This window comes from Coleofasciculus sp. E1-EBD-02 (genome assembly GCF_040218245.1).
Taxonomy (GTDB): Bacteria; Cyanobacteriota; Cyanobacteriia; order Cyanobacteriales; family Coleofasciculaceae; genus Coleofasciculus.
In genome coordinates, this window is the sequence record NZ_JAVJQN010000040.1 from 49,753 (window position 1) to 63,001 (window position 13,249).

At 44.5% G+C, this 13,249-nt stretch carries 10 protein-coding genes and 1 pseudogene; 4 read left to right on the forward strand and 7 right to left on the reverse strand.

Annotated elements, in window-relative coordinates:
- Nucleotides 1-119: 119 nt before the first annotated feature.
- Nucleotides 120-1,361: a tetratricopeptide repeat protein gene (locus RIC07_RS07310; protein ID WP_446393949.1), complete on the reverse strand. Its 1,242-nt coding sequence runs from the start codon at nt 1,359-1,361 to the stop codon at nt 120-122.
- Between the two features lie 324 nt (nt 1,362-1,685).
- Here RIC07_RS07310 and RIC07_RS07315 point away from each other — a divergent pair, with 324 nt between their 5' ends.
- Nucleotides 1,686-3,140 (forward strand): YcjF family protein, encoded by a 1,455-nt coding sequence (locus RIC07_RS07315; protein ID WP_446393950.1) that lies wholly within the window; start codon nt 1,686-1,688, stop codon nt 3,138-3,140.
- An 85-nt stretch (nt 3,141-3,225) separates the two neighbouring features.
- Here the strand turns inward: RIC07_RS07315 and RIC07_RS07320 are convergent, their stop codons facing one another.
- Nucleotides 3,226-3,444 carry a hypothetical protein gene (locus RIC07_RS07320; protein WP_446393951.1) on the reverse strand — a complete coding sequence of 73 codons (219 nt, stop codon included), beginning with the start codon at nt 3,442-3,444 and terminating at the stop codon, nt 3,226-3,228.
- A 442-nt stretch (nt 3,445-3,886) separates the two neighbouring features.
- Here RIC07_RS07320 and RIC07_RS07325 point away from each other — a divergent pair, with 442 nt between their 5' ends.
- The gene (locus RIC07_RS07325; protein ID WP_446393952.1) at nt 3,887-4,582 is read left to right on the forward strand and encodes a sigma-70 family RNA polymerase sigma factor; all 696 of its coding nucleotides are present in this window, start codon (nt 3,887-3,889) and stop codon (nt 4,580-4,582) included.
- Nucleotides 4,583-4,609: 27 nt separating this feature from the next.
- Here the strand turns inward: RIC07_RS07325 and RIC07_RS07330 are convergent, their stop codons facing one another.
- The gene (locus RIC07_RS07330; RefSeq protein ID WP_446393953.1) at nt 4,610-5,233 is read right to left on the reverse strand and encodes an alpha-ketoglutarate-dependent dioxygenase AlkB; all 624 of its coding nucleotides are present in this window, start codon (nt 5,231-5,233) and stop codon (nt 4,610-4,612) included.
- A gap of 284 nt (nt 5,234-5,517) precedes the next feature.
- Here RIC07_RS07330 and surE point away from each other — a divergent pair, with 284 nt between their 5' ends.
- Nucleotides 5,518-6,195, forward strand: coding sequence for a 5'/3'-nucleotidase SurE (gene surE, locus RIC07_RS07335; RefSeq protein ID WP_446393954.1), 678 nt, complete (start codon nt 5,518-5,520; stop codon nt 6,193-6,195).
- Nucleotides 6,196-6,288: 93 nt separating this feature from the next.
- On the opposite strand, the gene RIC07_RS07340 is transcribed toward surE, so the two are convergent.
- The 4 genes from RIC07_RS07340 to RIC07_RS07355 all read right to left on the reverse strand — a co-directional run bounded on the left by RIC07_RS07340 (nt 6,289) and on the right by RIC07_RS07355 (nt 11,610).
- Nucleotides 6,289-8,004 carry a dipeptide ABC transporter ATP-binding protein gene (locus RIC07_RS07340; RefSeq protein WP_446393955.1) on the reverse strand — a complete coding sequence of 572 codons (1,716 nt, stop codon included), beginning with the start codon at nt 8,002-8,004 and terminating at the stop codon, nt 6,289-6,291.
- A 60-nt stretch (nt 8,005-8,064) separates the two neighbouring features.
- Nucleotides 8,065-9,399 carry a pentapeptide repeat-containing protein gene (locus tag RIC07_RS07345; protein ID WP_446393956.1) on the reverse strand — a complete coding sequence of 445 codons (1,335 nt, stop codon included), beginning with the start codon at nt 9,397-9,399 and terminating at the stop codon, nt 8,065-8,067.
- Nucleotides 9,400-9,899: 500 nt separating this feature from the next.
- The gene (locus RIC07_RS07350; protein WP_446394047.1) at nt 9,900-11,504 is read right to left on the reverse strand and encodes an iron uptake porin; all 1,605 of its coding nucleotides are present in this window, start codon (nt 11,502-11,504) and stop codon (nt 9,900-9,902) included.
- The gene (locus tag RIC07_RS07355) at nt 11,443-11,610 is read right to left on the reverse strand and encodes a hypothetical protein (RefSeq protein WP_446393957.1); all 168 of its coding nucleotides are present in this window, start codon (nt 11,608-11,610) and stop codon (nt 11,443-11,445) included. The genes RIC07_RS07350 and RIC07_RS07355 overlap by 62 nt, the downstream gene beginning before the upstream one ends.
- 307 nt (nt 11,611-11,917) lie before the next feature.
- Here RIC07_RS07355 and RIC07_RS07360 point away from each other — a divergent pair.
- Nucleotides 11,918-13,235, forward strand: a pseudogene (locus RIC07_RS07360) (RNA-guided endonuclease InsQ/TnpB family protein).
- The last annotated feature ends 14 nt before the right edge of the window (nt 13,236-13,249 follow it).

Here is a 13,249-nt window from a genome sequence, read left to right on the forward strand (position 1 = left end):
TTTGTCATTTGTCATTCGTCATTCGTCATTCGTCATTTGTCATACTCGCTTCGCGAGAAGCAAGCTACGTCATTTGTCATATCAGGTCAGCTTAAACAGGCATTATTCCTTTGACGTTGCTAAAACAAGGCTTTAATTCTCTGCCACAATTTCACTAGCTTTTGATGCCATTTTTGCCAACGCCTACGATTAGTCGCCAGGTTTTGTAGCATCCACAGTTCATCATCATTGGGGTTTAAGTTTAACGCCTGATTGTAAGCGGTAATAGCTTCCTGATATCGGTATAATTCCTGAAGCGCATTTCCACGTTCTGTCCAGTAGTGATAATCTTGTTTACGTTCTAAGGCTTGATCATAACTGTCAATCGCGTCTTCATAGCGCCCTAACCTAAATAAGGTTTTGCCGCGCAAATACCAAGTGTAATAATTTTGGGGGTGAATCTGTAATGAGTGATCATAACACTCAATCATCGATTCGTAGCGGTTTAAGTTTAAAAGTACAACAGCTTTAGTGTTCCAAGCTAATTCATAATCAGGATTAATCGCCAAAGCGCGATCGCAACTCTCAACCGCCTCTTCGTAACGTTCGAGGTGATTTAAAACCATCGCCCGATTATGCCAAGCTTTATCAGAGTTGGGATTCACCTTGATCGCTTGATCAAAGGATGCCAGCGCTTCTTGATAACGATGTAACTGATACAACAGGAAACCGTGATTACAGCAGGTTCTATCATCATCCGGTTGAATTGCCAAGGCGTGATCATAAGATGCGATCGCCTCCTGTAGGCGATTTAATTTCCGTAATGTGTTCCCCCGATCAATCCAGGCTTTCCCATAGTTAGGATTAAGCGCTAAGGCGTGATTGTATGAGTCAATCGCTTCCTCGTACTGCTTTAACTTCCGCAGCGCTACGCCCCGGTTGTACCATACTTTAACATCATCTGAATTTAAGTTTAATGCTTTATCGTAGGAGGCGATCGCTTGGTCATAACGGTTTAAATTCTTGAGCGTAATTCCCCGGTAGTTCCAGATTTTGGAATTATCTGAATTAAATTTTAACGCTTTATCAAAACTGGCTAATGCTTCTTCATCACGGTCTAAATGCTGCAACGCCACCCCCTGATGATACCAAGCAGAGGTGCAATCGGTTTTAATGGTTATCGCTTCATCATAATAATTTATAGCACTTTCATAGTCTCCTTCTTCGGCTAGACTATCTGCTTTTTCAACTTTTGAATCAGCTTTATTTTTAGCGGTTTTCTGATTGGATGGTAACGGGCTTTGAATCGTTAAAGTTGGGCTAGAATATTCTTGAGAGTGAGGGAGGGAATCCCACTCGTAATTTCGTTCATTGATTAACATGGGCAGACGGATAAAGCACGACAATAATTATACTTTTTATTTTAGCTATCAAGCGCTTAGACTGTACTCTTCCTAAATAGATAAATTTTGGGCGGGATAGTTTGGATTTAGAGTCCGCCGTTGATGGAGAGGAATGGGGATTCTTGGAGTTAATATTTTTCTTTGTTCAGAGAAATTAAAGCTCAGGAACGATAGAGGCTTTGCCTGCAATGTCTCTCCGACACCACTGCATCTTGCTCAATCTCAACTCTAAAATCCGCCTGTAGGGATTCTGTAAATCCCCCGAAAACGTTATCGTAGTGAAAGTAAGGTTAGAAAAAAGATATGGCGGTTCAGTTACGGCGACCTATTTTAGTGGGCGGTATTGCTTTATCCTTTGGATTATGGCTGCTAGAGACGGTGCATCAGTCAGTGGCGGAGTGGGGAGAAGTTGGACTCCTCGGCGCGATCGCACTCGGTAGTGGGGTATGGTTGTTTCAGAAGCGAGGGTCAAGTTCGGCGGAGTTATCTGTGATATCCTCGCCTCTAGATCGAGCTACGGTAGAGGAGGCGATCGCTCAAGCTGAAGTCGCTATCTCCAGCCTAGAAACAGAAGTCGAGAAGTCTGACAGTAGCACATCATTACGACAGCAGGTTAACCAATTAACCAGCCAATTGGATCGACAAGAATTGCAACTGCTTGTCACTGGCGGTAAAGGCGTCGGAAAATCCTGTTTAGTACACGTCTTAAACTCGAACAGGTTATCCGAACAATTCCCCACGGTTAGCGTAAACGAAACTACCGCCTTATTCCCAGGCGATCGCACTCAGGAGATGATCCCGAACTCGGATTTAATCCTGTTCGTGATTACCAGTGATTTAACCGATTCCGAGTTTCAGCTTTTGCAGCATCTGAAAGCGCAGAATCAGCGACTTCTGCTTATCTTTAATAAACAAGACCAGTATTTACCCCCAGAACGAGTGCTAGTATTGCAACAACTGCGACACCGACTCGCCCAACTTTTCCCCCCAGAGGATATCATTGCGATCGCGGCTTCCCCCACTCCTGTAAAAGTGCGCCAGCATCAATCTGATGGATCAGTCAAAGAATGGTTAGAGGCGCAAACACCTGATGTCACTGCTTTGACGCAACGATTGCAGCCCATCTTAACTGAAGACGCCCAACAGTTAATCTGGGGAACCACTCTCCGATCCGCGATTAGCCTCAAAGCTGAAGCCAAAACCGCCTTAAATCAAGCCAGACGCGATCGCGCTTTACCCCTGATTGAACAGTATCAATGGATTACCGCCGCCACTGCGTTTGCGAATCCGGTTCCCGCTTTAGATTTACTCGCCACGGCTGCAATTAGTAGCCAATTAGTGATTGAATTAGCAGGCATTTACCAACAAAAATTTTCCCTATCCCAAGCCCAATCTGCAGCCAAAACCTTGGGTAGCTTAATGGTTAAACTCGGTCTGGTTGAACTCTCCACCCAAACCATTGGCGGTATTCTCAAAAGCAATGCGTTTACCTATATCGCTGGCGGTGCGGTTCAAGGCGTTAGTGCGGCTTATCTTACTCGATTAGCGGGGTTGAGTTTAATCGAATATTTCCAAGACCAAGAGATTAGCGAACCGACAGCAGCCGATCAGCCCTTAAATCTTGATCGCTTGAAAGAGAAATTGCAAACGGTTTTCCAACAAAATCAACGGACGGCATTTTTACAGGGATTTGTTCAGCAAGCGGTAAAACGTTTGCGCTTAAATTCCGCTCAACCTGAACCTAGCCGCTTGTCGTAAAAAGGCAGACGACAGAAATGGGCGTAGGGGCAAGTTTTACCGATAATGTTAACGTAGAGACGTTGCATGCAACGTCTCTACACGATTAATTTTCTGCTTCAGTTGTAGAAACGGAAGAAATAGACTCCTCCGCGTGACCCACATCAAACATAATCGCGAATTGTAAGTCAGGCATCATTCGCTTCAGAATACGCAAATGACCTTCAGCATCGCCACGACGACGGAAGCGACCCACAATGACATGTTGCAAATTCGACTGCAAGCGGACAATTTTCCACGGACTCAACTTGTCTTGATAATTCATTTCTGTAAAACCCCTTGTGTCAACGACCCATGACTAATGGCTATACATGATAGTCAGGGCTGAGATTATGGATAGAGAACCCTGTGAGAGTATGTTTCAGTCTTATATAGTGATACAGCTTTCATCAGCGCTATCGGGATAGAGTGCCTGGTACCGCTACCTTAGGGGCTGCTGAATAAGTCTTGTGGTGAGGGGGAGCTCTTGAAGCTGGGGAAGCCAATGTAGAGACGTGCCATGGCACGTCTGGGATCTGGGGGATCTTGCTTAAGGCTGTACCTCATCAACCTGAAATCTGCTGTAACTGAATTTTCCTGAATTTTACTCAAGTTTTAATGGTATCGTTTTCCTTTTAATCCTCAATTCTTATAAATTAAATTTTGATTTTGCCGATTAAACTAAAACTATCAAAACCTAACATAATTCTAATTCAACCTAGCTTTATATGACCTATGCTTTTTCAGTTAGGATTACTCAATCTAAACCCAAGAATTATGCCTCTCACCGAACAGCTCAGTTTTTTGCCCAACTTTTAAATCATCCAGACTATCGCCAGATGATCGATAAAATTGCCCGAAAAAATACCAGAGGAACGGCGATTGACTGGGAAGATGCCGCCCAAACTGCCCATATTAAATTATTTCAAGCTGTAATGGCTGGCAAGTTCCGTACCGGAGAAATCAATCAATTTTACCGCTGGTCAAGAAAAGTAGCTCGCTTGGCAATTATTGATCTGATGCGTCACGAAAAGCAAAGACACTGTACAAGTTTAGACCAAAGGATTCCCGGCACAAATTTATCGTTATTGGAAACCATCCAGGATGAATTTGACGTGTTAGATGCTGTGGAGCGTACTGATTTAATCAACCGAGCCATCGCCGCTATTTCAGCACTCGATCAACGTTATCCTAATCGAGGGTATCAGAAACTATGGCAGGGTAAAGTACAAGGTAAAACCCAAGTCGAACTAATTGCTGATTTGGGATTAAAAAGTCAAGGTGCTGTCTCAAAACGTTGGCGGGAGTTATTAGAACGCCTTGCTGAGGAGTTGGGATTATTACAAACGGCAACTATCCAACTCGAACTGAAAGCGACAAGCGGTCAAAACGTTCGGCGATCGCGCTCAACTCAAGCTTGGTAAAACTTTTAAAGGGGTGCATTGTCACAATTACTTATAGGGAAATAAAACCTCTCGAAATGTGAGCGAAACTCGGCGACTTCTAATTAACTTTTTTCCCTGATACTGATCCGTTTTGCGAGCAGGAATGCCATGTTGCCACTGATAGCGAGCAACCCCTTGCAAAATCACTAAACTTCCAGGTAATAAAAGAACAGGAATCTGGGTTTTCGTTGGTGCGTGGGTCAAGTTCATCACACAACGACCCCCTAAACTTAGGGAGATAATCGTATTGCCAAAACAGGGAACACAGTCAACATGATTGGTAATGCCTTGACCGGGTAAGTATTCATTAACAATCAGTTGATCGGGGGAAATTGGGGTTACGCGATCGCGAACCAGTCGTTGTCCCAGTTGGTTTGCCCAATTTGGCAATTCTCCTAAGTAGCTGGCGGAGGCTAATGTCCGTTTTTTATACTCATAGCGATACCCATAATGTTGCACTCGGCGTTTTAATTGGGTTGACCATTCCTGTTGGTCGATAATCTCCAGTAATTGATTTTGCTCCTGAGTATTGATATAATCGGGGATATAGTTTAGTCCAGGTATATCTGGCACAATAAAGTCTAATTTAGGGTCTACATCGAAATTTAGCGACTTTGATGATGGTATCATTTTTGGCAAACTTTAATCTATAATTAAATAATTAACTTATGGAATTTTAACATAGCAAAAATATAAAATGAATCTCAATATATTTATTGGTGGGTTACGGCGGATACGGGATTAAAAGGTTATTGGCTTAAGGAAATACCCGCCTAACCCACCCTACAGATTATTAATTTATTTTTTCTCAACGATAGGGATATACCCGCCACAGTTTTGTCAGCAATCGACAATCAACAATTAACAATTTACCGCTATGCTAGAACATTGGTGTTATCAGTTGCGCCCATAAGATGACTTTAATTCTCACCAATGATGATGGAATAGATGCTCCAGGAATTCAAGCACTCCAGCAAGCGGTTAAGGGTAAGAGCGTTATCGTTGCGCCTCAAACCCATTTATCCGGTTGTAGTCATCAAGTTACCACCCATAAGCCGATCCAGGTTCAACAGCGCTCAGAATTTGCCTACGCGGTAGCCGGAACGCCTGTCGATTGTACCCGTCTCGCCCTGAATCAACTGGTGCAAAACCCGCAATGGGTACTCTCTGGGATTAATGCAGGCGGTAATCTAGGGGTTGATATCCATATTTCCGGGACAGTAGCGGCGGTGCGGGAAGCGGCAATTCTGGGAATTCCAGGGATTGCGATTTCCCACTGGATTAAACGCCCTTTGGTAATTGATTGGCAAGTGGCTAGTCGTTGGACTACACGAGTGTTAGGGGAATTATTTCAACGTCCCACTCCTCCCGGTATGTTTTGGAATGTTAATTTACCGCACCTAGAACCCGGTTCTCCAGAACCCGATATCGTATTCTGTAAACCGAGTATTCAGCCCTTACCCGTTAACTATGTGGTAGAGGGAGACCATTATTACTATAAAGGAGAATATGCCAAACGCGATCGCGCCCCAGGTACAGATGTTGATATTTGTTTTAGCGGTAGTATCGCCGTGACTCTTCTGTCACTTTGAATTCCCAATTTTCACGGGAAATCTAGCAACCTGCATCGGGGCGGGTTTAGTTATATCTGGGTGTAACCGAAACGATAGTAGTGAAACCCGCCCCTACACTGTCAATAAGGGTGCGGCTTTTAACAGGGTTTGGGTATACGGATGCTGGGGATTCGTAAACAAGTCTTCCGTGTCTGCCATTTCCACAATCTGACCCCGATTCATCACCGCGATCGCGTCACAGAAAAACCGGGCTACCCAGAGATCATGGGTAATAAATAAATAGGTTAACTCAAACTCCTGTTTTAGCGATCGCATTAATTCCAGTACCTGCGTCTGCACACTCGCATCTAACATACTCACGGGTTCATCACAGATAATCAAACGGGGACGAGTAATCAACGCCCGTGCGATCGCGACTCGTTGCTGCTGTCCTCCAGATAAGTCTCTGGGATAGCGGTGGTAGTAGTCGTCTGGAGGCGTTAATCCCACCCGTTCCAGCATTTCCATCACCTGATGTTTCGCTTCTGTTGCTGTCGCTAGGTGGTGGATAAATAGAGGATCAGCAATACTATCACCCACTGTCATTAAGGGATTTAAACAAGCCAACGGATCTTGAAAAATCATTTGAATATGTCGCCGCATATCCCGTAGGGATTTCCGGTTCAGTTGGGTTAAATTAATACCTTGGAATTCGACAATCCCAGAGGTCGGTGAAATCAGTTGCAAAATTGTGCGCGATAGTGTACTTTTTCCACATCCTGATTCTCCCACCAATCCCAAAACTTGACCCGGATACAGATCAAAGCTAACCTCATCCACGGCTTTGATCAGTTGAGGTTCGCGGGACAAGAATTGGGCAATAAAATTTTGTTCTAAGGTGAAATACTGCTTTAACTGTTGCACTCGGAGAATAGGTGTTGGGAGATTGTTCTCCCCCTGTTTCTCCATCAGGGCGGGTTTAGTTAGGTTATCGGTTTTTTGGCTATCGTTATCGGTAAAACCCGCCCCTACAACCCCGTCTCTGTGCGTTCCCTGTTCCCCATCATTCACCGTTTGCATAAGCAGCGCCGCTTGCAGGAGCGATCGCGTATACTCATGCTGAGGGTGGTGCAAAATGTCCCCAACTGCCCCCATTTCTACCAGTTTGCCCCCATACATCACCGCCACGCGATCGCAGTATTCCCCTACCATGGCTAAGTCATGGGAAATTAACAACAGCGCCATCTCCCGTTCTTGGCAAAGTCGCGTCAGTTCCTGTAATATCTGGGCGGAGACGGTGACATCTAGACTCGTGGTTGGCTCATCCGCGACAATCATCTTAGGATTGAGTAAGAGGGCGAGTGCGATCGCGACTCGTTGCCGCATTCCGCCACTAAATTCATGGGGATACTGAGACCAACGGTTAGCCGGAATCTTCACCGCTTCTAGGGTTTCAATTGCCTTTTGCTTACACTCAGAACGCGATAACTGAGGTTGATGCGCTTGTAAGGTTTCCAGACAATGATCCCCAATCGTCATCAACGGATCAAGGCGTGTCATCGGATCTTGAAATACCAGCGCCACCACTTCCCCGCGAAACTGGCGCAGTTGAGTTGGCTTCAACTCAAAAACAGACTGCCCTTTAAACTTAATTTGTCCTTCAATTTTTGTTGCTGTTGGTAATAACCGCATCACGGCGCGTCCCAGAGTAGATTTGCCACACCCCGACTCTCCCACCAATCCCAATCGTTCTCCGGGATTCAGGGTAAATGAGACATCATCCACTGCCCAATAATCAGGATTACTCGGATAAGCGATGTGTAAATTTTCGATACAAAATAAAGTCATAAGGGACTTACCGATTTTCTGTGTTAATGCCAATTATTCATCATAGAGATTATCGCGGTTTTATTCACAAGATTGTTGTGTCCCATCGGGCAGAATGGCGTTACAGAGGTTCGCTTGGTTAAGATTAGCCCCCTCTAGATTAGCCCCCCTGAGATTCGCCTCTTGTAGATTTGCCTTCTGCAAATTCGCCCCCGCTAAATTAGCATTACTCAAATCGGCTTGAAATAAGGTTGCTTCTTCAAAGTTCGTGTTTTGAAGGTCAGAATTGTACAGACTCGCACCACTCAGATTTACATTGCGGAAATTTGCCCCGTTTAAATTAGCATTAAATAAATTAGCACCCCGTAGTTCACGTTCCTCAGCCCCTTGATTCACAATTTCCCAAACCAAACGCCATTTGGGGTCAAGGGTAGTCTCTTCATTAATTTTGGCAGTTCTCAGGTTAGCATTTTCGAGATTAGCTCCAGCTAAATTAACATTTCCAAGTTCGGCATTTCTTAAGTTGGCATTGGTTAAATCGGCATTACTCAGGTCAGCATAGCGCAATTCGGTATTAGTCAACTGAGTACCTTGCAGATTAGCGCCTCGTAAGTTGACAATAAATAAATATGCTTCAGCTAAATTGGCATTTTCTAAATTTGCGTTTTCCAAATTCAACCCTTCTAAATTCGCACCTGACAAATCCGCCCCCGCTAACGCTTGTCCGGCAATTCCTTGATTAACTAACTCCCAAACGAATAACCATTTGTCATTCAGAACCGTTTGACTATTAAATTGGGTTCCCCTTAAATCGGTGCGAAATAACTTGGCATTTTCTAAGTTAGCGCCTTTAAGGTTTACCCCTCTTAATGAGGTTCCTTCTAAATTAGCGTCACCGAGATTAGCTCCTTCTAGAGATGCATTGGCTAATTTAGCCTGTCTTAAATCGGTTTCCTGTAAATTACTACGAGTTAGATTAGCATTCTGTAATGAAGCGTTCATCAGGTTCGCTTTCCGCAAATCTGCAAATTGTAGATTAGCATTCTGGAGATTAGCGTCTTCTAAATCCGCCTCTTGTAGATTAACTTTAAGAAGTTTAGACCGAAATAAATTAGCGTTAGCGAGTCTAGCATTCCGGAGATCTGCATCCTCTAAATTTGCCCCAGAAAGTCGGGCTTCCCGTAAGTCAGCTTCTCTTAAATCGGCTTCAACTAAGTTAGCGCCTTCAATATTGAACCCCCTGAGATTCCGCTTCCTCAAACGCACTCCCCGCAGATTACAAGTCGGACATTCTCCTTCATCTAAGAGCTTTTCCACATCTTGATCCTTGGCGGCTTGCACGGAATTGCTGAGACATAGCAGGATAACTAGAGCGATAGTTGTAAAGCGGGTGGCTAACGGGAGGGTTTTAATCATGGATAAACGCATAGAATAGTTAGTATAGATAAGTATTTACTATAGCAATCTTAAATTGTATTGTACAAATCCTTCCACCTGATCAGGGGCTACGAGTTATACGGGTTAGTGCGATCGCGCCTTTAATCATCAGACTTTATTAATCCATTGTAGGGGCGGGTTTAGGGACTCAATTGGGCTGGTTACCGATAACTGAACAACAAAACCCGCCCTTTATTCAATGGCGATTTGGCTCCAATAATTAGGTCGATAGCCATAAACATGCCTATATTAAGTTCTGTAAATAGCCCTCAACCCCTTACATAAACGTAGCTGGCTTCTCGCGATAGCGAGTATGACGTAGCTTGCAATTCCCACCTGAATATCGGTGGGTTAGGTTGGATAGTTGATTAAATAATTATCGCCTAAATTCAATTCCGCCTAACCCACCCTACATTTATACAATTTTCAACATACCTTGATTAGGGCGCACGGCAGTGCGCCCCTACAATTCTGCCACTTTAAAATCGCAATGTGGTTCGTATTGTGCCAATGAAGGCATCATCGTTATCGCTATTATGATCCGGTGCAGTTAGCCAAATTATCCCTGGTGTAATTGTAATATTATCGGTTAACTTATACTGATAGAATGCTTCTAGATGTAGGGAGGTACTCGGATCATCAATGCCTAAATTCTTCAAACCATCGCTCCCGGTAACTTTGGGTTCCATCCCGATAATAAATCCGCCGAGATTGCCAGTTTTACCGAAATCTGGTAAGGCTAATGTTAGCGCCCAATACCACAAATTAGCATCCCCTTCGTCGATAACATTGGCTTTGGTATAACCCGCCCATCCTCCAACCACAAATCGGGGATTAAGTTGTACGGAAGCGGCGAGGTTAACGGAATTTGTAACGACGGGCAAATCTAATTGATTGACTAAATTAGTATCCTGACTGCCGACTTGCCAGTCTTGGTTATACGCATTAACATAAGTCAAGCCAATCGTGGCGCGATCGCTTGGCTCAAATTTGACTTGGGCTAATGCGCCATAAGCCCCATCAAATAAGCCGTTACCGGGTTCCGGATTTCCGCCATTCCCAGCTAAATAGCCTAAGCTGACTTCTAACTTGTCATTTACTGCGTGTCTTACCCCGACACCCGCCCCACTAACTAAATAATAAATCGGCGCACGAGTAGCAAAGCGAGATACCGCCCCACTTGCGCCATCCCCATCCAGGTAAGGGTTAATCGTATCCGTAAAGTCATCCGCCGCCCCAGCATTCGCCGCGATAACCACTTGCGTCTGATTCCCGATCGGGAAACGGTACAATAAAGCATCAATCTCTAAGTCACTATCGCTAGCCCCAGTAAAAGATAGTTCCCCTTCCGGTGTACCTGTGCGACGTTCCAGACGCCCTAATCCTTCCGCTTGCAGTCGGGTTCGCAGTAAATCTTCACCCGTGAAACTGGTGTCTAAATTTAAGCGGGTACGATGTCCCAATGTGGTAACAGTATCATCCTCAGAAACAATCCCCGCCGCGCCAATAATCACTTCTCCATCCAGTTGAGTTGTTGTCGAAAATTGGGTCAGTTCCAGTTCTCGAGTTCGGGCGGTTAAGGCGTCTACATCACCCCGTAGCAGGGATATTTCTAAAACAAATTCATTGGTTAACTGTTCTAGTGTGGCTAAGTCTGTGGAAGGAACATCGCCTCCCCTGGCAATTAAGGATTGGATTTGATCTAAAGCCTGACGTAATCCGGCGGCAAATTCATAGCGAGTCATTGACCGATTGCCCCGGAATGTACGATCAGGATACCCTGTGAGTATGCCATATCGTTCAATGAGCGATCGCAAGGCGGTATATGCCCAATCACTGGGCTGTACATCCCGCAACTGGGAAACATTCGTCACTTGACCTAAGCTATTATTATCTCCGTACTGATTAATTGGGTCTAAATGGTTCTCAGTCAGATCACTCGACTCATTCCCTACTGTTTCTGGACTCTCTAAGGTTTCCCCTAAACCACAAAACTCCCCCGCACCCCCACACCCTTGTACCTCAACCTCTTGTGCCGTAACAGTTCCAGCCCACACGACCCAAAACGCGATCGCTGTACTCATCCACAGCAGTTTCGGCAAATTTTGATCCATTTTTCGGTTTCTCCTTATGTCCGGTTGAATAGTTAAATAGGTGGGGACAATTCAAGTTAACGGTGGAGATTGTCATTCGTCATTTGTCATTTGTCTTATGTAAGGGTTTGAGGGGTGTTTATATAACTTTACCTCTAACCTCTACTGTATCAGTTCAATAAGTGCATTTGTTTTTATCGTATCAAGGCTTATTTCTAGGACTTTATAAACCTTTAACTTACGAGGGGGTTTGGGGGAGCTATAAGTCCCACGCTGGAATCTGTGATGAGCGCGTTGGGATACTTCGACAAGCTCAGTAACAACATGGGTTCCCCCAAAATGCTCTCAAAACAGGACATCTACTCTAAATTACCACTTACGGTAGACTGAGCTATAATCAGTGCATGCTGAATCTGAATTACACTTATCGAATCTATCCTGACGCCGAACAAGTCGAGCTGCTAAATGAGTGGCTTGAAACTTGCAGAGGCGTTTATAATTATGCTCTTAGAGAGATAAAGGATTGGATTGCTTCAAGGAAGTGTCCAATAGATAGGTGTAGTTTAGAGTCAGAATACATAATGGCTGCTGACTATCCCTTTCCAGGATATCAGCAACAGCAGAACAATCTACCTGAAGCCAAAAAAGTTTACCCCCGGTTAAAATCAGTATCTTCTCAGGTATTGCAAACAACCATTAGAAGATTGCATGACGCTTGGGATTTTTTCCGGAATCGGGGATATGGGTTTCCGAGGTTTAAAAAGTATGGACAGATGAAGTCTATACTTTTTCCTCAGTTTAAGACAGATCCTCTGACCGGATGGCAGATTAAATTACCTAAGCTTGGAAAAGTCCAAATCAACCTGCATCGCCCAATCCCTGATGGTTTTGTAATCAAGCAGGTTCGGGTAATCAAAAAAGCTGTAGGTTGGGAAAGCAGTTATCAGCATTTACTCCAACATTTCCATTCCCGATCCAGTCCCACACGGTCACTTCATCGGGGTAGACGTTGGATTGAATAGCTATCTGGCAACCAGTGATGGTTATGTAGAACCGGGACGCAAGTTTTTCAAGGATATGCACCGTAGGCTGAAAGTGCTGCAACGCAGATTATCTAAGAAAGAGAAGCGTTCCAAGAATTACGAAAAAGCCAGACGTAAAGTAGAGCGACTGCATAATCATATTGCATTCAAGCGAAAGGACTATCAGTACAAGTTAGCTCATAAGCTCTGTGACATGGCAGGAACCATCTTCTTAGAAGATATCGATTTCCGCACCATGGCTAAAGGGTTTCTGGGCAAACATACAATTGATGCGGGTTTTGGTCAGTTCAGGGATATCCTCTATTATGTGGGCAAGCAGCGAGGTGTTTATATTACTGAGGTTGACCACAGAGGTACATCTCAAACTTGCCCGAATTGTCGCATCGAAGTCAGAAAAGAACTATCTGATAGATGGCATAGTTGCCCAGAATGTAAATATGAAGTCGATAGAGATATAGCCTCAGCACAGGAAATCTGTAACCGAGGCTATGAACAATTGAGTACCCAGGGACTCTGGGGGAAAGAAATTGGCTGTCAAGTCGGGCTATCGGGGGCGTTGACCCTAGATAAGTGGCGCAGGGCAGCAATGTCTAACAGCGATGTTGGAAGCCCACACCAAATCAAAGATTATGGTGTGGGAGGATGTCACTCGTCGATTCCAGCTATTATCCCTAAATGATCGAAGTTTTTTCT

Excerpts from the sequence above, each read along its gene's own strand:
- RIC07_RS07310 (WP_446393949.1), bottom strand. The coding sequence starts at position 1,361 with ATGTTAATCAATGAACGAAATTACGAGTGGGATTCCCTCCCTCACTCT.
- RIC07_RS07315 (WP_446393950.1), top strand. The coding sequence starts at position 1,686 with ATGGCGGTTCAGTTACGGCGACCTATTTTAGTGGGCGGTATTGCTTTA.
- RIC07_RS07320 (WP_446393951.1), bottom strand. The coding sequence starts at position 3,444 with ATGAATTATCAAGACAAGTTGAGTCCGTGGAAAATTGTCCGCTTGCAG.
- RIC07_RS07325 (WP_446393952.1), top strand. The coding sequence starts at position 3,887 with ATGACCTATGCTTTTTCAGTTAGGATTACTCAATCTAAACCCAAGAAT.
- RIC07_RS07330 (WP_446393953.1), bottom strand. The coding sequence starts at position 5,233 with ATGATACCATCATCAAAGTCGCTAAATTTCGATGTAGACCCTAAATTA.
- surE (WP_446393954.1), top strand. The coding sequence starts at position 5,518 with ATGACTTTAATTCTCACCAATGATGATGGAATAGATGCTCCAGGAATT.
- RIC07_RS07340 (WP_446393955.1), bottom strand. The coding sequence starts at position 8,004 with ATGACTTTATTTTGTATCGAAAATTTACACATCGCTTATCCGAGTAAT.
- RIC07_RS07345 (WP_446393956.1), bottom strand. The coding sequence starts at position 9,399 with ATGATTAAAACCCTCCCGTTAGCCACCCGCTTTACAACTATCGCTCTA.
- RIC07_RS07350 (WP_446394047.1), bottom strand. The coding sequence starts at position 11,504 with ATGAGTACAGCGATCGCGTTTTGGGTCGTGTGGGCTGGAACTGTTACG.
- RIC07_RS07355 (WP_446393957.1), bottom strand. The coding sequence starts at position 11,610 with ATGACAATCTCCACCGTTAACTTGAATTGTCCCCACCTATTTAACTAT.